This is a genomic window from Brucella sp. (genome assembly GCF_032066345.1).
In the GTDB taxonomy this organism is placed as follows: Bacteria; Pseudomonadota; Alphaproteobacteria; order Rhizobiales; family Rhizobiaceae; genus Brucella; species Brucella pseudogrignonensis.
This window is the reverse complement of the sequence record NZ_DAMBKZ010000011.1, coordinates 56,067-77,130: the sequence shown is the minus strand read 5'-3', so window position 1 is coordinate 77,130 and position 21,064 is coordinate 56,067. Positions and strand designations below refer to the sequence as shown.

Here is a 21,064-nt window from a genome sequence, read left to right as displayed (position 1 = left end):
AAGATCAAGTTAGGGCGCCGGGCGGATGTGGGAAGCCGTCAAACGGCATCAATCGATGCCGTTTGAATTGCAAAAGTTATTATGTGCAACTCTCGATGAAACGAGCGAGATAAGCATCAAATTCAGCTGGCGTTTCGCGAAATGGCGCATGTCCTGCATCGTCGATAACGTGGGTTTTGCCTTCCCAAAGATTACCGAATTTTACCTTGGAGACGAAGTCGAGTTCGACGAAAGGTTCATCGCGCCCATTGACGACTGCAATGGGAAGCTTTGCTTGAGCGACGATGTCGCGCTGGTTGCCGCCGGTGCCAGCGGCAAATTTTTCAAACATGATGCGGCGTGCGCGGCCGTCGGTACGGGCAACAATATCGAGAAGCGATGCCTCGAATGGTTCACCACAGGTGCTGCGTGCGTAAGAATCCACGTCGCGCTCGGAAAAGACTTCCTGTCCGGCAAGCGCCATGTCTGGCCCGCTCTTGAACCCCTGCCCCACTTCCTCGCGCGCTACGGGTGGCGTTCCGGTAATCATAAGGCCACGCATTTCAGGATAACGGGCAATCATCTCGATACCGATATGGCCACCGAGCGACCAGCCGAAAACGACAGCATCGGCAATGCCGAGCTGTTGCATGACTTCCGTCATCGCATCCGCATAGCCTTCCATCGAATAGCTGCGATCGGGATCAATCGCATCGGAAGATTTGCCATGGCCCGGAAGATCAGGTGCTATCACGCGCCATTTTTTGCCGATCTCGCCTTCGAGCTGTGGTGCGAAAATTGCGCCCGAACTTGAATTGCCATGGATCATCAGAAGGGGAGCGCCCTCGCCTTCGCTTTCACGCACAGCAATGCGGCCATGGCTGGTTTCAAGCTCGTGATAATTGATTGTCATGTTGTCTGTTCCCAAAATGCGAATGGTATATTTGTTTTTACGCGCATCCCGAAAACCGGTTCCCACTTTTCGGGATGCGCTTAATCGTAAGAAACCTTGCCGCGGCCCTTCTTGATGTCCGAGCGTCCGGATTTAGCCTTGAGACGGCGTTCAATCGAGCCTTTTGTAGGCTTTGTTTTCCTGCGCGGTGGCGGTGGCGGAACTGCTGCCTCCTGGATCAGCGCAATCATCCGCTCGCGGGCGTCTTCGCGATTGCGCTCTTGTGTGCGGAAGCGATTGGCCTCGATCAGTATGTCACCGTCCTTGGTGCCTTTCTGACCGGCAAGCTTGAAAAGACGGGAAAGTACATCTTCAGGCAGGCCGGAGCGTGCCGCATGAAAGCGCAGCTGCACGGCGGTCGAAACCTTATTGACGTTCTGACCACCGGGACCAGACGAGCGGATAAAGCTCTCCTCCAGATCGTCCTCGTGGATCGTCAGGCGGTTGGTGATACGGATGATAGAGCGGCTTTCTTCCATGAGGACGAGTGATACACCGCTTTGTATCTATTGCAAAAAAGAAAAACCCGGCCTTTCAGCCGGGCTTCCCCTCCTCCTCAGGATTTCAATTTTGCTTATTCAGCAGCAATTTGCGTTGCTGGCGCTGCATCGCGTACATCATGATCGACATGGCTTTCGAATTTTTCGAAATTGTTCACGAACATATCGACAAGTTTTTGCGCCTGTGCGTCGTAAGCTGCCTTGTCAGCCCAGGTCGAACGCGGATCGAGAATGGACGTATCCACGCCCGGCACTTCAACCGGCACGGCGAAGCCGAAATTCGGATCAGTACGGAATTCCGCATTATTGAGCGAACCGTCGAGCGCTGCTGCAAGAAGCGCACGGGTAGCCTTGATCGGCATACGCTTGCCGGTGCCATAAGCGCCGCCGGTCCAGCCGGTGTTGACCAGCCAGCAATCGACCTTGTGCTCAGCAATTAGCTTGCGCAGCAGGTTGCCGTATTCCGATGGATGACGCGGCATGAATGGCGCACCAAAGCAGGTCGAGAAAGTTGCTTCAGGCTCGGTCACGCCCTTTTCCGTACCGGCAACCTTGGCGGTATAGCCAGACAGGAAGTGATACATGGCTTGAGCAGGCGTGAGCTTGGCGATCGGAGGCATGACGCCGAAGGCATCAGCGGTAAGCATGATGATGTTCTTTGGCTGACCGCCCTTGCCCGTCGATGATGCATTCGGGATGAAGTCGAGCGGATAGGCGCAGCGGGTGTTTTCGGTCAGCGAGACGTCATCGAAATCCGGCTGGCGGTTTGCGTCCAGCACGACATTTTCCAGCACAGTGCCGAAGCGCTGCGTGGTTGCGTAGATTTCCGGCTCGGCTTCTGCCGAAAGACGAATGGTCTTTGCATAGCAGCCGCCTTCGAAATTGAAGACGCCATCTTCGCCCCAGCCGTGCTCGTCATCGCCGATCAGCGTGCGGGTCGGATCAGCCGAAAGCGTGGTCTTGCCAGTGCCGGACAGACCGAAGAAGACAGCCGTGTCGCCGTTCGGGCCTTCATTGGCAGAGCAATGCATTGGCATGACGCCCTTGGCAGGCAGAAGATAGTTGAGCGCGGTGAAGACCGACTTCTTCATTTCACCAGCATAGGAAGTGCCGCCGATCAGCACGATCTTGCGGGTAAGATCGACCGCGATCACCGTTTCGGTGCGCACGCCATAGCGCGCAGGATCGGCCTTGAAGGAAGGCAGATCGATAATGGTCATTTCAGGCACGTAAGAAGCAAGCGCTGCTTCTTCAGGACGGATCAGCAAGTTGCGGATGAACAGCGAGTGCCATGCATATTCAGTGACAACACGCGCGTTGATCTTATTGTCTTCGTCAGCGCCGCCGATGAGATCCTGTACGAAAAGCTCCTTGCCCTTCGCATGTTCGATGAAATCGGCATAGAGAAGCTCGAAAGCCTCAGGCGTCATTGGCTTGTTGTTGTCCCACCAGACCTGATCTTCGGTGTTTGCATCGCGAACCACGAATTTGTCTTTTGGCGAACGGCCAGTGTGCTGGCCCGTTCTAGCAACAAGGGCTCCTTGTGCTGAAAGCTCTGCTTCGCCACGGCGAATAGTCTCTTCATAAAGCCGGGCCGGTCCAAAATTATAAAAGACTGCGGACAGTTCCTTCAATCCTGAAGTGGCAATGGAAGCGGCAGTATTGTGAATGCCGATCTCTTTCATGGTCTCTCCGCCATCTGGTTCTAAAGTTTGTTGGCCCGGTTCATTTTAATCCGGGATGGCAGTCAGAAACAGATTAATTAAATCAAATCAAATATTTAATCGATTTAAAAAAATTGAAACTTTTTTAAATCGTTTAATCTTCACGTTATCGGGTGTATTTTTGATGAAGAACAATTGTCGATTGCATTAACCAAGGAAAAGGAATCGCAGCAGGGCATGGATGGTTAGTTGAGCGGCTGCCACATTTTGTACCTAATTTGTACTGCACAAGCGGCATGACTATTATACTATTGATTTGTCAGGCAGCTGGAACCACTTCTTAGGTGAACTGACAAAGAGAATTTGCAGACGAGACGCCAGAAGGCGTTCGGTTATTTCTGCCGCTGCCGTGATCGGGGCGGTTTAAAAAGGAGAAGGTCCGCATGAAGGAAGCTTCGGCAACGCAGACAATTGCGCTGGTCGACGATGACCGCAACATTCTGACCTCCGTTTCCATTGCTCTGGAGTCGGAAGGCTATCGCGTGGAGACCTATACCGATGGGGCTTCCGCTTTGGATGGCCTGATGGCGCGTCCACCGAACCTTGCAATCTTTGATATCAAGATGCCGCGCATGGATGGTATGGAACTTCTGCGCCGCCTGCGCCAGAAGTCTGATCTTCCGGTCATCTTCCTGACGTCCAAGGACGACGAAATTGATGAATTGTTCGGCCTCAAGATGGGAGCTGACGATTTCATCACCAAGCCGTTCTCGCAGCGTCTTCTGGTCGAGCGTGTGAAGGCCGTGCTGCGCCGTGTTGCAGCGCGTGATGGCACCGCAAAGCCGACCGGCCAGCAGGCCAAATCGCTGGAACGTGGACAGCTGGTCATGGATCAGGAACGCCACACCTGCACCTGGAAAGGTGAGCCGGTAACGCTTACTGTGACCGAATTCCTCATCCTTCATTCGCTTGCACAGCGCCCCGGTGTTGTGAAAAGCCGTGACGCGCTGATGGATGCGGCTTATGATGAGCAGGTCTATGTGGATGACCGTACCATCGACAGCCACATCAAGCGCCTTCGCAAGAAGTTCAAATCGACCGATGACGATTTTGAGATGATCGAAACGCTCTATGGCGTCGGTTACCGCTTCCGCGAAGCGTAATATGAAGTTATGAGAGCGCCGGGCCATTAGAGGCCCGGAGGCTTATTAGAGCATTTCCAGCAAAAGTGCGAAGCGGTTTTGCGTCGGATAATGCGATAAAAACAAAGAGATCGAGCATTCCCCATGATTCATTCTGAATAGGAAATGCTCTAAGAAAGTAAGATTGAAGCGACATGGTCGCCGAAACCCGGAAAGACAGTGCCGTTACCATGAGAGAACGTAGGGCGCGGCGGCAACGTTCGCTTTTCCTGCGTCGTCTTTTTGCGCCCTTCAGCCGGTTTCTGGGTCAGTTTCTCTTCTCAAGCCTGACGCGCCGTATTCTCTTCCTCAATCTTGCAGCCCTTGCCGTGCTTGTTTCCGGCATTCTTTATATGAACCAGTTCCGCGAGGGGCTGATCGACGCCAAGATCGAAAGCTTGCTCACGCAAGGCAAGATCATTGCGGCAGCTATATCTTCATCCGCAACGGTTGATACCAATTCGCTGATGATCGACCCGGAAAAGCTTCTGGAGCTTCAAGCGGGACAAAGCATTACGCCCTCGCCCGATTCTCCGGATAACTGGGAATTCCCGATTAATCCGGAAAAAGTTTCCCCGATGCTGCGCCAGCTGATTTCACCGACCAGTACGCGCGCCCGCATTTACGATCATTACGCCAACCTTCTGCTGGATTCCCGCTCGCTCTATGCCCCGGCTTTCGCGTCTGGCGGTCCGGTTTTCCGTTATGATCTGCCAGCAATTGAAGAAGATGAACCGAGCGCCTGGGAGCGCTTTACCGGTTGGTTCTCACGTCTGTTTTATGGCGGCGGTCTGCCGCTTTATCAGGAACAGCCAGGCGGTAATGGTCTTGCTTATCAGGAAATCGTTCGTGCGCTGACCGGCTCTCCGCAAACAGCACAGCGGCGTAACCAGCAGGGCGAATTGGTCGTTTCGGTGGCAGTGCCCATCCAGCAGTCACGCGCTATTCTGGGCGTCCTTTTGCTTTCGACCGAAGGTGACGATATCGACAAGATCGTGCAGGGCGAACGCATGGCCGTTTTCCGGGTCTTTGGCGTTGTGGCCGCGGTCATGGTTATCCTGTCGCTGTTTTTGGCGTCGACGATTGCAAGCCCATTGCGGAAGCTGGCGGCTGCCGCCGACCGTGTGCGTCTTGGTGTTAAGAGCCGTGAGGAAATTCCGGATTTCTCCGAACGTCAGGACGAAGTGGGGCATCTTTCGACCTCTATCCGCGCAATGACCGACGCGCTTTATACGCGCATCGAGGCGATTGAGAGTTTCGCAGCTGATGTGAGCCACGAGCTGAAAAACCCCCTCACCTCGCTGCGCAGTGCCGTTGAAACGCTGCCGCTCGCCAAGAACGATGATTCGCGCAAACGCCTGCTGGATGTGATCCAGCATGATGTGCGCCGCCTGGATCGCCTGATTACCGATATTTCTGATGCCTCGCGTCTGGATGCAGAGCTCGCGCGCGAACATTCCGACCGCGTCGATATGAAGACGCTGCTCAACAGTCTGGTCAATGCTGCGCGCGAAGTTCGTCGCAACAAGGTTGGTACAGAGATTGTATTCAATACGGGCAAGTTCCCGGCGGGCAAGAAGGGCTTCTTCGTTGCCGGTCACGATCTGCGTCTGGGACAAGTCATCAGCAACCTGATCGAAAATGCGCGTTCTTTCGTGCCGGAAGATACGGGCCGCATTGAAGTTACCCTGACTGGTGAAGGTGGCCGTTTGCGTGTTCTGGTCGAAGATAACGGCCCCGGTATTCCGATTGAAAATATCGAGCGTATTTTCGAGCGCTTCTATACTGATCGCCCCGCATCGGAAGCTTTCGGCCAGAATTCGGGTCTTGGGCTGTCGATCAGCCGCCAGATCATTGAAGCTCATGGTGGTACGCTGACAGCAGAAAATATCATTGATGCGGATGATCCGGATCAGATGAAGGGCGCCCGCTTCATCGTCGATCTTCCGGCTAGCGCGTAATTTCGACATGACACCCGAACAGGAAAAAAGCGGTCTCCATGCAACAACTGTTCAGTTGCAGGGACGCGGTGTCATGCTGATGGGAAAATCCGGTGCCGGAAAGACAGAACTCGCCCTCACCCTGATTGAGCGCGCCAAGATGCGCGGCGATCAGGCTTGTCTTGTTGCCGATGATCGCACGCTTCTGCATGTCGAGGGTGAAAGACTTGTCGCGAGTGTTCCCGATGCGCTCGCCGGAGGGGTTGAGATTCGCGGTGCAGGTCTGTTCACTGTTGCTTATGTGAAACAGACGCCGCTTGATCTTGTGGTCATGCTGGTTGGACGCGATGAAGCCGAGCGTTATCCCAGCGGCGAAAAATGGCAGTTTGACGATATCGAGGTGCCGCGCCTCTTACTGCCTGCGCTGTCGTCAAATGGCGATTCCAACGCGCTTTCCCGGGCTATAGAGGCCAGTCTCTTCTACAAGACTTGGCCGTGACAATTCGAATGATTATATAATTCATAAGAATCCAAAAGACGTGCCTAACGCTGCGGCATTTTGCTTTTTTCAAGGCAGAGCTGAAATTTTTCACTTGATATCAAGATTTGCCCTGCCAAGATGCACAACTCGTCGGCTAGAGGCCGGCAGGGTTTTTGTGCCATCTGCGCCTTTGGCGGGTTCAAGCGGCGGGTACACGACAGGAGCTTTTAAAGTATGATCGGACTCGTGCTTGTTACGCACGGAAGGCTGGCCGAAGAGTTTCTCCATGCGGTTGAGCATGTGGTTGGCCCGCAAGACAATTTCGAGACCGTATGTATCGGTGCCGAAGATGACATGGAACAGCGTCGTCGCGATATTGTCGATGCCGTTGATCGTGCCGATAATGGCAGAGGTGTCATCGTTCTGACGGATATGTTCGGCGGCACACCGTCGAATCTGGCTATTTCGGTGATGGAAGAAGGCAAGATCGAGGTGATCGCTGGTGTGAACCTGCCGATGCTCATCAAGCTTTCAAGTGTTCGTATTGGTGGAGACATCAAGACGGCACTGCGCGAAGCGCAGGATGCGGGGCGTAAGTACATCAATGTTGCAAGTCAGGTTCTGACAGGAAAGTAGTCCATGCATCCAACCGTAGCCGTTACCGGCGAATACGATGCCGATAGCGCCTTGTCCCGGTCTTTCGAGATCGTCAACAAGCGCGGTCTTCACGCCCGCGCATCGGCCAAATTTGTGCAGCTCGTCGACGGTTACAACGCTCATGTCCGCGTTAGCAAGGACGGAATGACTGTTGGCGGCACGTCGATCATGGGTTTGATGATGCTGGCAGCCTCCCCGGGCTGTTGCATCGACGTTCGCGCATCAGGCGAACAGGCTGACGCCGTGCTCGATGCGCTTCAGACACTTATTGCCGATAAGTTCGGTGAGGAATGCTGAGGCTCCAGCCGTTCCGCTGCTTCTCAATCAATTGATATAGACACATAAAGATTTCTTTATGTTGCGTTGTGCTGTGCGTGCTGATCTGCTAATCAGAACGCCAGCCGAAGCCCTTTCGCATCCTTTTGGGCTTCTAAACAAATTTGATTGGAGCAGATGATGACCGCAAGTCAGGATTTTGTCGTCAAGGATCTCGGTCTTGCCGATTGGGGCCGCAAGGAACTCGATATTGCTGAAACCGAAATGCCGGGCCTGATGGCCGCGCGCGAAGAATTCGGCAAGTCGCAGCCGCTCAAGGGCGCGCGCATCTCCGGTTCGCTGCATATGACGATCCAGACCGCCGTGCTGATCGAAACACTGAAGGCGCTCGGCGCCGATGTGCGCTGGGCTTCCTGCAATATTTTCTCGACGCAGGATCATGCAGCGGCAGCGATTGCAGCCACCGGCACGCCGGTTTTCGCCATCAAGGGCGAAACGCTTGAAGAATATTGGACCTATACCGACAAGATCTTCCAGTGGACGGATGGCGAACCATCCAACATGATCCTCGATGATGGTGGCGATGCTACCATGTATATCCTGATCGGCGCGCGCGCAGAGGCTGGCGAAGATGTTCTTTCCAAGCCTGAAAGCGAAGAAGAAGAAGTTCTGTTCGCGCAGATCAAGAAGCGTATGGCTGAAACGCCTGGCTTCTTCACACGTCAGCGCGATGCGATCAAAGGTGTGACCGAAGAAACCACCACGGGCGTCAATCGTCTTTACCAGCTGCAGAAGAAGGGCCTCCTGCCCTTCCCGGCAATCAACGTCAATGACAGCGTCACCAAGTCGAAGTTCGACAACAAGTATGGCTGCAAGGAATCGCTGGTTGACGGCATCCGTCGCGGTACAGACGTCATGATGGCTGGCAAGGTTGCTGTCGTTTGTGGCTATGGCGACGTTGGCAAAGGCTCGGCTGCATCGCTCGCTGGTGCCGGTGCCCGCGTGAAGGTCACGGAAGTTGATCCTATCTGCGCGCTTCAGGCTGCAATGGACGGTTTTGAAGTCGTAACACTCGATGACGCAGCTTCGACCGCTGATATCGTGATCTCGACGACCGGCAATAAGGACGTCATCACGCTCGATCATATGCGCAAGCTGAAGGATATGGCCATCGTCGGCAATATCGGTCACTTCGACAATGAAATTCAGGTTGCAGGACTGCGTAACCTGAAATGGACCAACGTGAAGCCACAGGTCGATCTGGTTGAATTCCCGGATGGCAAGCGCATCATCCTTCTCTCGGAAGGCCGCCTGCTCAACCTCGGCAACGCAACCGGCCATCCAAGCTTCGTTATGTCGGCTTCCTTCACCAATCAGGTTCTGGGCCAGATCGAACTCTTCACGCGTACCGACGCGTATAAGAATGAAGTCTATGTCCTGCCAAAGCACCTCGATGAGAAGGTTGCACGCCTGCATCTCGACAAGCTCGGCGCCAAGCTGACTGTGCTTTCTGAGGAACAGGCCGCATATATCGGCGTAACGCCGCAGGGCCCATTCAAGTCGGAACACTACAGGTATTAATTACCCGTTAACCATACTGCTACATCTTGTAGGTCGGGCATCTTTACGTTGCCCGGCCTTTATTTTTGCGTGCAACACGCTTCACGCGGATTCACGGTGAGGGTATTGTGAAGACGAATCAATGTGTTTTGACGGGTGTTTGCGTTGGGCGTTTTTTGCCGGTTCAGGCGAAAGACGGGCGACCTATTCATCCTCGAAACATGTCTGGCTTTCAGCATTGTGGCGATGCGAGAGAGCTGGAATGAAGAATTTTGAAATACGGGAGTCCTCTTTTTGAGAATGCTTCCGGGCGGCGGAGACAAGGGAAATATGCCAGAGACCGGCTCAACGGGGAGCTTGCGGAGCAAATCCGCATACAGCGCAGGCAGGCACCTGAAAGCATCGCTTTCATTGGCTGCAAGCCCTCTCAAACGGGTTGTTCTCAAGGCTTCAGTTTCCTTTGCCGCACTTGTTGCGGCTGTTCCGGCATTTGCACAAGGCGCTGAAAATTCGGCACGTATCGAATTGCCTTTCGGTGGCAGCGTTGGTGCTTTTGAAGTCATCCAGTTTTCGATGTTTTTGGGCGCCATGGGCGCAGCCCTGCTCTCGGCTGGCTGGCTTATCCGCGACCGCTCAAAAATTGCGCATCAGAACAATGATTTGCGCTCGCGCCTCTCGGATATGAATCTGACCGCGCAGCGCAATGAAGCGTTGCTTAATCTCAAAGATCAGCGTGCAGTTGTCTGGGATGCCCATGGCGCGCGTGCCGATGTGGTCGGGCAACTGCCGTTTGATAGCGGCGCGCCACAGGATCGCTCGCATTTCCTCGCTTTTGGTCGCTGGCTGCGTCCGCAATCGGTTGCCGAGCTTGAACGCGCGGTTTCTGCGCTGCGTGAGCAGGCCCATGCTTTCGATCTGACGGTCGAAACCAGCAATGGCACCCTGCTCGACGTCTATGGCCGCACTTCGGGTAGCTTTGCTATCGTGCGTTTCCTTGGTCTTCAGGGCGTGCAGGCCGAGCGTGCAGCGCTTCAGGCACAGAACCGCGAGCTATCAGAAAAACTGGCTTTGTTGCGTCATCTGCTCGACCGTCTTGAACAGCCGGTCTGGGTGCGTGGCACCGACGGGCGTATGGAATGGGTCAATGCCGCCTATGCGCGGGCTGTGGATGCTGTAGACGGCACACAGGCAACGTCCGAGCGTCGCGAGCTTTTTGGCGCGCAGGCCCGTCAACGTCTGGAACGTGATCGGTTTGCAGAGCCTGATCTATATGAAAAACTGCCTGCCGTCGTGCGTGGCGACCGCCGCATTTTCGATGTGACGGATGTGAGTGCGGAGGCAGGTTCTGCCGGTCTGGGCTTTGATCTCAGTGAAGTCGAGCAGATCCGCGAAGAATTAAGTCGTACATTGAAGAGCCATGCTGAGACGCTCGATCAGCTTTCAACCGCTGTGGCGATCTTCGATCCGGATATGAAGCTGCAATTCTTCAATCAGGCTTTCGTTTCGCTCTGGTCGCTCGATACGGCCTGGCTTGAGACACATCCGAGCAATACGCTGCTGTTTGATCGTCTGCGCTCGGAAGGCAAGCTGCCGGAACAGCCGGAATGGCGCAAATGGAAGGATTCCATGCTTGCGGCCTACCGCGCTGTCGAGCCGGAGGAACATATGTGGCATCTGCCGGATACCCGTATCCTGCGCGTGGTTGCCAATCCGCATCCGCAAGGCGGCGTGACGTGGTTCTTCGAGAACATGACCGAGAAGTTCGAGCTTGAAGGTCGTTACAACACGCTGATCAAGGTGCAGGGCGAAACGCTCGACCATCTTGGAGAAGCCGTCGCCGTGTTCGGCTCCGATGGCCGTTTGCGCCTGTCCAATCCGTCTTTTGCCGACCTCTGGTCGCTGCCTGCAGCCATCACCGTTGAAGGCACGCATATCTCAACCATTTCCAAGCTCTGCGGCCAGCGTGGCGGCGATGGCATCTGGGACGATTTCGTTTCCTCTGTCACCGGCTTCCTGGATGAGCGCAACGGGCGCATGGGGCAGGTTGAACTTGATGACGGTGTGATCCTTTCCTATGCGGTGGTGCCACTGCCGAAAGGTCAGACGATGCTCACCTTCATCGATGTCACCGATACGGTGCGCGTTGAACGGGCGCTCAAGGAAAAGAATGAAGCTCTGTCACTTGCCGATCAGATCAAGAACGACTTCGTGCAGCATGTGTCCTACGAGCTGCGTTCGCCGCTGACAAACATCATCGGCTTTACCGAATTGCTACAGACACCGGCCTTTGGCTCGCTCAATGAGCGCCAGCTGGAATATCTGGATCACATCGGCACATCGTCTGCTGTACTTCTAACCATCGTCAACGACATTCTCGATCTGGCAACGGTCGATGCAGGCATCATGCAGCTCGATATCGATGATGTCGCGGTCATGGATGAAATCTCGGCTGCGGCAAAGCGTGTGAGTGAGCGTCTGCAGGAGCATGACATCGCGCTCAATGTCGATATTGCCGATGACGTGGAAACCTTCAGAGCCGACGCCAATCGCGTGCGTCAGGTGCTGTTCAATCTCCTGTCCAACGCCTCCAATTATGCACCGGAAGGTTCCACTGTTTCGCTGCAGGTTGTCCGCGAAGGCACGGATATCCTGTTTGCCGTGCATGATGACGGTCCGGGGATGCCGGGCGATGTGCTTGACACGGTGTTCAAGCGTTTTCAAGCCTATCAGAACGGTGGTCGCAGACGCGGGGTAGGCCTCGGACTTTCCATCGTGAAGAGCTTTGTCGAACTGCATGGCGGTCGCGTGGAAATTGAAACCGGCGCAGATATCGGAACAACCGTTATTTGTCGCTTCCCGGCGGAAGCGCGCAGCTTCCGTGTTGCCGCCGAATAAGGTAAACGGGGCTTTATGAGCACCCCAATCAGTAGCCCGATAACCCGTCTTGAATTGTTCCTGCCCGATGAGGCTGCGACCAAACGCTTTGGCGAGGATTTCGCCTTGGCGCTGGTAAAAGGCGATCTCGTTACTTTATCGGGCGATCTTGGCGCCGGTAAATCCTCGCTCGCACGCGCCGTCATTCGCGCGATTGCCGATGATGAGGGGCTTGAGGTGCCAAGCCCGACATTCACGCTGGTGCAGAGCTATGAGGCGCTGCGCTTGCCCGTCGCTCACGCTGATCTTTACCGGATTTCGCATGGCGAAGAGCTGGATGAGCTGGGACTTGTCGAGTTTCTCGAAGATGGTGTTGTGCTGTCCGAATGGCCGGAACAGGCGGAAGGTTTTCTGCCAGAGCCGAGCTTTGCCGTCACATTAACCCACGAAGGGGCAGGGCGGCGCATCGCAATTAGCGGGACAGACGCTGCGATTTCGCGTCTTGAGCGCACGCTGAAAATCCGCAATTTCCTGGAAAAAAACGACCGGGCAGGGGCCACGCGCCGCTATTTGCAGGGCGATGCTTCACCGCGCAAATATGAGATTATCGACAGTGCGCACGGCGTTGAAGTCCTGATGAATGCGCCTGCGATGCCCTACGATCCGCCATTGCGCAACGGCAAGTCCTATCGCCAGCTTGCGCATATTGCAGAGAATATTCAGGCTTTCGTGGCCATTGATGATCTGCTTGCGAAAAATGGCCTGCGCGTGCCGCAAATGCGCGCTATTGATATTGATGCAGGACTGCTGATCCTCGAAAATCTCGGGCTTGAGGGCATCAGGGCTCCATCGGGTGAGCCTGTGGCTGAACGCTATGAAGCGGCTGGACGGTTTCTTGCGCATCTTCATGGGGTTCAGTGGCCGGACCATGCACCTGTTGCAGGCTATCCAGATCACATTATTGCACCTTTTGATCGTGATGCGATGATCATGGAAGTGAGCCTTGTCGGGCAATGGTATGCGCCGCGCATGATGGGCCGCAAGCTGACTGATGCAGAAGCGCAGGCTTATGAAGGGGCATGGGACAAAGTTCTCGATGCTATTGCTGATTGTGAGAAAAGCCTGCTGCTGCGCGATTATCATTCGCCAAACCTGTTCTGGTTTGAGGATGCGCAAAGCGCAAACAAGATTGGCACAATCGACTTTCAGGACGCGATGATCGGCCCTGCAGCCTATGATGTCGCGTCGCTGGCACTTGATGCTCGCGTGACAATTACGCCGGAGCTCGAAAAGGCAGTGGTGGATGCTTATTGCGATGAACGCCGCAAGCTTGGCCATGTGTTTGACGAAGCAGCTTTCCGCATGGCCTATGCCGCCATGGGTGCGCAGCGCAACGCCAAGCTGCTGGGTCTGTTCGTGCGACTTGATGAACGTGATGGCAAGCCGCATTATCTCGCGCATCTGCCCCGCATTCACGACTATCTTAGCCGCGTCCTAAAGCATCCGGTCATGGCGCCGGTCGCCCGCTGGTTTGATGATCTCGCATTGCTGGAGAAACAATGACACGTCCTGATACAGCGATCATGCTTGCAGCAGGTCTTGGCAAGCGTATGCGCCCGATCACCGAAACCATGCCCAAGCCACTGGTTAAGGTTTCCGGCAAGCCGCTGATCGATTGGGGCTTGGATGCGCTGGCGGGTGCAGGCGTTGAGAATACAATCGTCAATGTTCATTATTTAGCCGACCAACTGATCGACTATCTTGGCAGTCGCTCAAAGCCGAAAATCACGATCTCCGACGAGCGTGATCTGCTGCTCGATTCTGCAGGTGGTATCGTGAATGTGCTGCCACAGCTTGGGGGTAAGCCGTTCTACGTACTCAATGCCGATACATTCTGGGTTGGTGATGAGGCGCAGCCGAATATTTCGGCGCTGGCGCATGTCTGGGACGATGCCTGCATGGATATTCTTCTCATGACGGCGAGGCTCGATCAGGCAACAGGTTTTGAAGGCAAGGGCGATTTCGTTGCAGATGAAGAGGGCCGCTTGCGCCGTCTGCGTGATGTCGTAGGCTATCCGGTCATCTATGCCGGTGCAGCAGTCATTCATCCGCGTATTTTTGCCAAAGCCGAGCCGGGTGTTTCATCGCTCAACCGCTATTTTGATGAAGCCATTGCAGCCGGACGTCTTTATGGTATGCCCATGACCGGGCATTGGCTTACGGTGGGAACACCGGAAGCAATTGGCGAGGCGGAGGCTGTGCTTTCCGCAATTGCGTAAGGAGAGCATGGCGGAATGACCATTACGAGGCCGAAGCTTTTTTCCATTCCATCCGGCACAGCTTTTCTACCGGCCTTTGCCAAGGCACTTCTGGAAGGTCGCCTGATTGAAGGCTTTCCGGGTGATGCCTCTGATCCGCTGGCATTAGCGAACGCGACTATCTATGTGCCGACGCGCCGTGCAGCGCGTGCGCTTCGTTCCATTCTGGTCGATATGAATCCGGCTAAATCTGCGATCCTTCCGACCATTCGCCCGCTGGGTGATGTGGACGAAGATGCGGCTTTTTTCAACGCAGCCACAAGCGGCGTATTCGATCTTAATCCGCCAATTGGCAAGGCTGAACGGCTGTTGCTGCTGGCGAGGCTTATTCGTCCATGGCGTGAATCGCTGCCTGCGCATGTGCGGGCGTTGTTTGGCGTCGATGATGTTTCGGTTCCCGCAACAACCTCTGACGCGATTTGGCTTGCGCGTGATCTGGCTGGCCTGATGGATCAGGTCGAAACCGACAATGCCAAATGGAGTGAGCTTGCCAGCATTGCGCCCGATGACCTTGCCGACTGGTGGCAGGTCACGCTCGGCTTTCTCGATATTGTCACGAAACTCTGGCCGGAAATTCTGGAAGAGCGCAAGCTGTCCAATCCGGCAGCGCACCGCAATGAACTGATCTGGGGTGAGGTGCGGCGACTGCGCGATCATCCGCCGCAAGGGCCTGTGATTGCGGCTGGTTCCACAGGCTCCATTTCCGCGACTGCCGAGCTCGTTTCAGTCATCGCCCGACTGCCGCAAGGTGCTGTGGTTCTGCCGGGACTGGACCGTGATCTTGATGAAGGCGCTTGGAACCTGCTGGGGGCTTCGGATGATAATCCGTCCACCTTTGGCCATCCGCAATATGGTCTCCACAAGCTGTTGCAGGCTATTGGCGTATTACGCGAAGATGTCGAGCATATCGAAGATATGCCGGTTAACAAGCGCGTGTTGGAGCGTGTGGTCAGCGAAGCACTGCGCCCGGCGGAAACCACTGATGCATGGAGCCTGCTCAACCGCGATGCGGATATGCAGCCCCAAAGATTGCTGCAATCGGCTCAAAAGATCGATCTGATTGAAACCGCCAATGAGCGTGAGGAAGCGCTGGCAGTGGCCCTGGCGCTGCGCGATGCGATCAGTGATGAAAACAAGACTGCAGCATTGGTTACTGCCGATAGAAATCTCGCGCGCCGCGTGGTGGGCGAACTCGCCCGCTTTGGCATCGACGCCGATGATTCCGGCGGTCGCCATTTGCGCGATATCGAAACCGCGACGCTGATGCGTCTCATGGTCGAAACGGTGTTCAACCCCGGCGATCCGGTGGCCCTATTAGCGCTGGTCAAGCACCCGATGCTAAGGCTTGGCGGTAAGCGCATTGACCGGCGACTGGCTGCGGAAACGCTTGAACTGGTGGCGTTCCGGGGCGGTACGGGCAGGGCATCGATCATCGATCTTCCCGCCTTTTTCGATCGCCGCATGGAAGAAAGCGCCAACCAGTCATGGCAACCGGCATGGCACGCGACTGTTACGCCTGACATGATCGAGGCGGCGCGCGCGCTTTGCGTGAGCCTGTCGGAAGCTGTTGCGCCGCTTGCACCTTTTGCCACCATTAACCGGCGAACGGATATTGGCGAGATTACACGGGCAACTGTGGAAGCGCTGGAAAACCTGGCGCGTGATGAAAGCGAAAGCGTCACGCGTTATTATTCCGGCGAGCATGGCGAGAAGCTGGCTTCATTTCTGCGTCAGCTTGTGGCGAGCGAAGCGGGACTGGACTTTGAGGCTATTGAATGGCCCGCAATTCTTGAAGCTCTGATGTCGGGCGAAACCGTCAAGCCGCATCCGGGTGGCCATCCGCGCGTCTTCATCTGGGGTGCGCTGGAAGCGCGTTTGCAGACCATGGATACGTTGGTGATCGGTGGTCTCAACGAAGGCACATGGCCCGCCAAGACGCGCAACGACCCGTTCATGTCGCGCCCTATGAAGGCAATGATCGCGCTTGATCCACCTGAGCGCCGTACCGGCCTTGCAGCACATGATTTTCAGATGGCGCTTGGCATGGATCATGTAGTGCTTTCACGTTCGCAGCGTTCTGATAATGCGCCGACGATTCCGTCGCGTTGGTTGCAGCGGCTTGAAACGGTGCTGGGTTCAGACGTGACCAAGGATATGCGCTCGCGTGGGCAACGTTTCATCCATTGGGCGCGTGAAATCGATCAGGCGCCTGATGTGCCTTTTGTCAAACGCCCGGAACCGGCACCACCTGTAAGCGCGCGGCCCAAGCATTTTTCAGTCACGGAAATTGAAACCCTGCGTCGCGATCCTTATGCGATCTTTGCCAAAAAAATTCTGAAGTTGCGTCCGCTGGAGCCGCTGATCCGCGATCCGGCAGCCGCAGAACGTGGAACGCTTTTTCACGACATTCTTGGACATTTCACAGAAGAGGGCATCGATCCGCTGGCACCGGATGCAGCAACGCAACTTGAAGAATTTGGCCGACATTTCTTTGGCGAAATGGATCTGCCCATTGAGATCGAAGCAGTCTGGTGGCCGCGTTTTACCGCACTTATTCCGCAATTCCTCGAATGGGAGCGGGAACGCGCGTATAATGTTCAGACCCGCTTTGCCGAAATTTCGTCGGATAAGCGCGAGGTCGAAAGTCTTGGCATCACCCTGTCGGGCCGCGCTGATCGTATCGATCTGATGCGCGACGGAACTGCGGAAGTGATCGACTATAAGACCGGCTCCACGCCATCGCCACGACAGGCGCATGTCCTCTTGTCGCCACAGCTGGCGCTTGAAGCCGCTCTTCTCGTGCGCGGTGCGTTCCGCGAACTGGGGTCGGTTCGCGCGTCTGATCTGACCTATGTGCGCTTACGGGCAGGCGGCGAGGTGAAGCCGGAATCGATTTTGAAGATCGGTCGGCCACCATCTGAAAAGACCGCGCCCGCCCTTGGCGAAGAGGCTTGGCAACGATTGGCGCAACTGCTTGCTGAATATCAGAATCCGGCTAAGGGTTATCTTTCCCGCGCGCTTCCTTTTCGTGAGACAGATTTGACTGGCGATTATGATCATCTTGCACGCGTGTTGGAATGGTCCGCTGGTGGTGATGCTGGCGGAGAGGGCGGCGAATGAAAAAACAACGTGTCATTCCAAAGGAAACCATCGACGCGCAGGCCAGTGCCGCCAATCCGCTGGCCTCTGTTTGGGTGTCGGCCAATGCCGGTTCGGGTAAGACTCACGTTCTGACCGAGCGCGTTATCCGGCTGCTGCTCGAAGGCACTGATCCGTCAAAAATCCTTTGTCTCACCTATACCAAGGCGGCAGCAGCTGTCATGCAGAACCGCGTCTTTGCGCGATTGTCCGAATGGGCAATGTTGCCGGATGAGGATCTGGCTGACAGGCTTATCAAGCTCGAAGGCAGGCGTCCGGGAGCGACACGGCTTGCGGTGGCACGCAGGCTTTTTGCGCGCGCGCTTGAAACGCCGGGCGGGTTGAAAATCCAGACCATCCACGCATTCTGCGAAGCGATCCTGCATCAGTTCCCGCTTGAGGCGAATATTGCAGGCCACTTCGAGATGATGGACGATCTCATGCAGGTGGCTCTTGTCGGCGAAGCGCGACGCACCCTGCTTGAGACCGCACATGGCGGCGGCGATCCGGAACTGGCAAACGCTTTTGCTGATGTCATGCAGGCAGCAGGCGAGATGGGTTTGCAGGCACTGCTTGATGAAGCTGTGGGTCGCCGCAACGGCTTGCAGCAATACATTTCGGCGCTTGGTAATGCGGATGAGCGCAGCGAGACTTTGCATAGGCATTTCCGTTTCCGGCCAGACACGCGCGAATCCGATTTGCTGGATGATATGTGGCCGGTGCCGGAATTTTCAGACGATGCACTCGATCTCATTTTGTCGATCCAGAAGGGTGCGGCACGCGCACATGATTTTGCGTTGCAGCTCAAGCAATATGACAAGGTCAAGAGCAGCTTCGACAAGGAAGCCGTTCTGCGCGCTTCCTTCCTGAAAGCCACCGGCGAAGCAAAATCCGGTTCCTATGTCGGCTCGGCTGCGGTCAAAAAGCTGCTGCCGGATTTCGAAGAAGATTTTAATGCCGCAGCAATGCGTGTTGAACTCGGTCTCGACAAGATCAAGGAACTGCGGCTTATCCGGCTAAATCTGGCCGGGCTCACACTCATTGATAATCTCCTGCAGCGCTATCATGATTTGAAGCGCAAGCGCGGCCTGCTTGACTTTGAAGACCTGATTACCCGCACGGTGGCGCTTCTGGCGCGTGATGGGGCGGGGCAATGGGTACAGTATAAGCTTGATCGCGGCATTGATCATATTCTTGTCGATGAAGCACAGGATACCAGCCCCGATCAGTGGCAGGTTATCCGTATGTTGTCGGAAGAGTTTTTCTCGGGCCTCGGTCAGCGCAACGTGCAGCGTACGCTGTTTGCCGTCGGCGATGAAAAACAGTCGATCTACTCGTTTCAGGGTGCAGTGCCGGAAGACTTTGCTGCACAGGGCAGGGCGGTCAGCCTCAGGGCTGCCGATGCAGAACTAAAATTTGAGCGCGTCAGCCTCAACTTCTCGTTCCGTTCAGCGCCGGATGTGTTGCAGGCCGTGGACGAAGTTTTTGCTCGTCCCGAGGCCAATCGTGGCTTGTCAGGTGCCACTGTTCACTCTGCCATTCGCGATAATGAGCCGGGCGAGGTGGAAATCTGGGATATGCTGACGCCGGAAGAGGTGGAGGAGCCCGACGACTGGCGCGTGCCGGTCGATCATTTGCAAGCTCCAGCTATCAAACTCGCCGAACAGATTGCAGCAACCATTCGCTACTGGCTTGATCGCGGCGAAACCATTCCGGGCCAGAACCGCAAACTTGCGCCGAAAGACATTATGGTGCTGGTTCGTAAGCGCGATCAGTTCATGCCAGCACTTTCTCGCGCACTCAAAGAGCGCCATGTGCCGGTGGCTGGTGCCGACCGGCTCAAGCTTACAAGTCACATCGCCATTCAGGATTTGATGGCGCTGGGGCGTTTCGTTTTGCAGCCGTCAGATGATTTGTCATTGGCCTCGCTTCTCAAAAGCCCGCTATTTGGCTGGGATGATGACAGGCTGTTTGCGCTGGCCAATCCGCGCAAGAGCGGCGAAACGCTGTTTGAGCGCCTTTACCATGCATCCCTTGAAGAACCTGCATTGATCGGTGTGCATAAGACGCTGAGCCGTTGGCGCAATATGGCCGACACCATGCCGATCTTCGAGTTCTATGCGCGAATCTTAAGTGCCGATGGCGCAAGGCGTAAGCTTCTGGCGCGGCTTGGACCGGAAGCAGGCGATATTATCGACGAATTCCAGAACTACGCGCTTTCGGCTGAACGCGCTGGTCTGCCGGGTATGCAGGCATTTCTGGAAACGCTTGATGCAGCCTCACCGCAGATCAAGCGCGAACTTGATCAGGGCCGCAACGAAGTGCGTATCATGACGGTTCATGCCGCCAAGGGGCTTGAGGGTGCTGTGGTGTTTCTGGTTGATCCGGGCAATGCCGTCTGGAGCGGAACACGCGCGCCCAAGCTGATCCCGTTTGATCTCAGCAATGACGGGCCACAGGTGAAAGGCTATCTCTGGCAGCCCAATGCTGGCTATCAGACCGGCTTTTTGGCATCGCAGATTGAAGGCTTGAAGGCCCGTGCCGAAGAAGAATATCGCCGTCTTCTTTATGTGGGCATGACGCGTGCTGAAGATAAGTTGATTGTCTGTGGCTATCGCGGTTCGCGTGAAAGCGGCGAGACGTGGCACAGGCTGGTTGAAGATGCGCTCACAACCAAGGCCGAAACATTTGTGCATCCGGTATCGGGTGTTGCCGCCCGACGCTATCGCAACACGCCGCGCGGTCTCACTGAGATTGCAGAGCCAGAAGTGGCGCAAGCAGCAGAGCTGCCGCCGCTGCCGCTCGACTATCTCAAGCCCATAAAGCCGGAACCGGGTCTGCCACGTCCGCTGGCGCCATCGGGTGCATCAGCACTGATTGAAGCGGATGAGGAGCCACCGCTTGATACGCTGTCGCCGGTTCTGGGACAGGGCGGCGAGACGTCTGCATTTGCTCTTCGTCGCGGTACGGCGATCCATATGCTGCTGCAATATCTGCCAGAAGTGGCCACGAATGAGCGCGAGAAGCTTGCACAGGATTATCTGGCACGCATCGCTGCCGACTGGCCGGAAGCTGAACGCGCGAAAGCCTGGGCGAGTGTTGCGACAATTCTGGCCGATCCAAAGTTTGCGCCGGTTTTTGCTCGCGGATCCCGTGGTGAAGTGGCGGTCATGGGCACGATCAATCTCGGCGGAAAAGACCATGCCGTCTCGGGTCAGATCGACCGCATAAGCGTTGATGAAAACCGCGTGCTGATTGTGGATTATAAAACCAATCGACCTCCACCAAAGACCGTTGAAGCCGTGCCTTTTGCCTATCGCGCACAGCTGGCGCTTTATCGGGAATTGCTTGCGCCTCTTTATCCGGGAAGGGTTGTTGAAGTGGCTTTGCTCTTCACGGAAGGCCCGTATTTGCTGCCATTGCCGGAAAACGTGCTCAATGAAGCATTGAAGGCTCTCAGTGACTCTCAAGGAAAGGTGAGCAACCAGAGCTTGACGAATGCGGGCTGACACGCCACATGATATGGTCAAATGAGCAGTTTCTC

Annotated in this window: 14 protein-coding genes; 11 read left to right on the top strand and 3 right to left on the bottom strand. The window is 55.6% G+C overall.

What is annotated here, in order from left to right:
* Positions 1 to 79: 79 nt before the first annotated feature.
* From RT142_RS14810 to RT142_RS14800, 3 genes are all read right to left on the bottom strand, one after another.
* Entirely contained in the window at positions 80 to 892 is an 813-nt protein-coding gene (locus RT142_RS14810; protein WP_105519065.1) for an alpha/beta fold hydrolase, read from the bottom strand.
* 80 nt (positions 893 to 972) lie between these two features.
* Positions 973 to 1,410, bottom strand: a complete 438-nt coding sequence (gene arfB, locus RT142_RS14805) for an alternative ribosome rescue aminoacyl-tRNA hydrolase ArfB (RefSeq protein ID WP_007872484.1) — start codon at positions 1,408 to 1,410, stop codon at positions 973 to 975.
* A 95-nt stretch (positions 1,411 to 1,505) separates the two neighbouring features.
* Entirely contained in the window at positions 1,506 to 3,116 is a 1,611-nt protein-coding gene (locus RT142_RS14800; RefSeq protein ID WP_007872487.1) for a phosphoenolpyruvate carboxykinase, read from the bottom strand.
* A gap of 422 nt (positions 3,117 to 3,538) precedes the next feature.
* Between RT142_RS14800 and RT142_RS14795 the strand changes: the two genes are divergently transcribed.
* The 11 genes from RT142_RS14795 (at position 3,539) to addA (ending at position 21,029) form a co-directional block, all read left to right on the top strand.
* The gene (locus RT142_RS14795; RefSeq protein ID WP_007872489.1) at positions 3,539 to 4,258 is read left to right on the top strand and encodes a response regulator transcription factor; all 720 of its coding nucleotides are present in this window, start codon (positions 3,539 to 3,541) and stop codon (positions 4,256 to 4,258) included.
* A 173-nt stretch (positions 4,259 to 4,431) separates the two neighbouring features.
* Positions 4,432 to 6,237, top strand: coding sequence for a stimulus-sensing domain-containing protein (locus tag RT142_RS14790; protein ID WP_064322243.1), 1,806 nt, complete (start codon positions 4,432 to 4,434; stop codon positions 6,235 to 6,237).
* A 7-nt stretch (positions 6,238 to 6,244) separates the two neighbouring features.
* Complete coding sequence (locus RT142_RS14785; protein ID WP_064322244.1) at positions 6,245 to 6,715, top strand: HPr kinase/phosphorylase; 471 nt, start codon at positions 6,245 to 6,247, stop codon at positions 6,713 to 6,715.
* Positions 6,716 to 6,931: 216 nt separating this feature from the next.
* The gene (locus RT142_RS14780; RefSeq protein WP_007872512.1) at positions 6,932 to 7,333 is read left to right on the top strand and encodes a PTS sugar transporter subunit IIA; all 402 of its coding nucleotides are present in this window, start codon (positions 6,932 to 6,934) and stop codon (positions 7,331 to 7,333) included.
* 3 nt (positions 7,334 to 7,336) lie between these two features.
* Positions 7,337 to 7,651 carry an HPr family phosphocarrier protein gene (locus tag RT142_RS14775; RefSeq protein ID WP_064322245.1) on the top strand — a complete coding sequence of 105 codons (315 nt, stop codon included), beginning with the start codon at positions 7,337 to 7,339 and terminating at the stop codon, positions 7,649 to 7,651.
* A 159-nt stretch (positions 7,652 to 7,810) separates the two neighbouring features.
* Positions 7,811 to 9,211, top strand: a complete 1,401-nt coding sequence (gene ahcY / locus RT142_RS14770; RefSeq protein ID WP_007872530.1) for an adenosylhomocysteinase — start codon at positions 7,811 to 7,813, stop codon at positions 9,209 to 9,211.
* Between the two features lie 309 nt (positions 9,212 to 9,520).
* A complete protein-coding gene (locus RT142_RS14765) occupies positions 9,521 to 12,085 on the top strand; it encodes a PAS domain-containing sensor histidine kinase (protein ID WP_007872535.1) in 2,565 nt (854 codons plus the stop codon).
* A 15-nt stretch (positions 12,086 to 12,100) separates the two neighbouring features.
* Complete coding sequence (tsaE, locus tag RT142_RS14760; RefSeq protein ID WP_210346694.1) at positions 12,101 to 13,627, top strand: tRNA (adenosine(37)-N6)-threonylcarbamoyltransferase complex ATPase subunit type 1 TsaE; 1,527 nt, start codon at positions 12,101 to 12,103, stop codon at positions 13,625 to 13,627.
* Entirely contained in the window at positions 13,624 to 14,343 is a 720-nt protein-coding gene (locus tag RT142_RS14755) for a nucleotidyltransferase family protein (protein WP_112804492.1), read from the top strand. Before tsaE ends, RT142_RS14755 begins: the two co-directional genes overlap by 4 nt.
* 15 nt (positions 14,344 to 14,358) lie before the next feature.
* Positions 14,359 to 17,502, top strand: a complete 3,144-nt coding sequence (gene addB, locus RT142_RS14750) for a double-strand break repair protein AddB (RefSeq protein WP_313029581.1) — start codon at positions 14,359 to 14,361, stop codon at positions 17,500 to 17,502.
* On the top strand, positions 17,499 to 21,029 hold the full coding sequence (gene addA, locus RT142_RS14745; RefSeq protein ID WP_313029578.1) for a double-strand break repair helicase AddA: 3,531 nt from the start codon (positions 17,499 to 17,501) through the stop codon (positions 21,027 to 21,029). Before addB ends, addA begins: the two co-directional genes overlap by 4 nt.
* Positions 21,030 to 21,064: the final 35 nt, after the last annotated feature.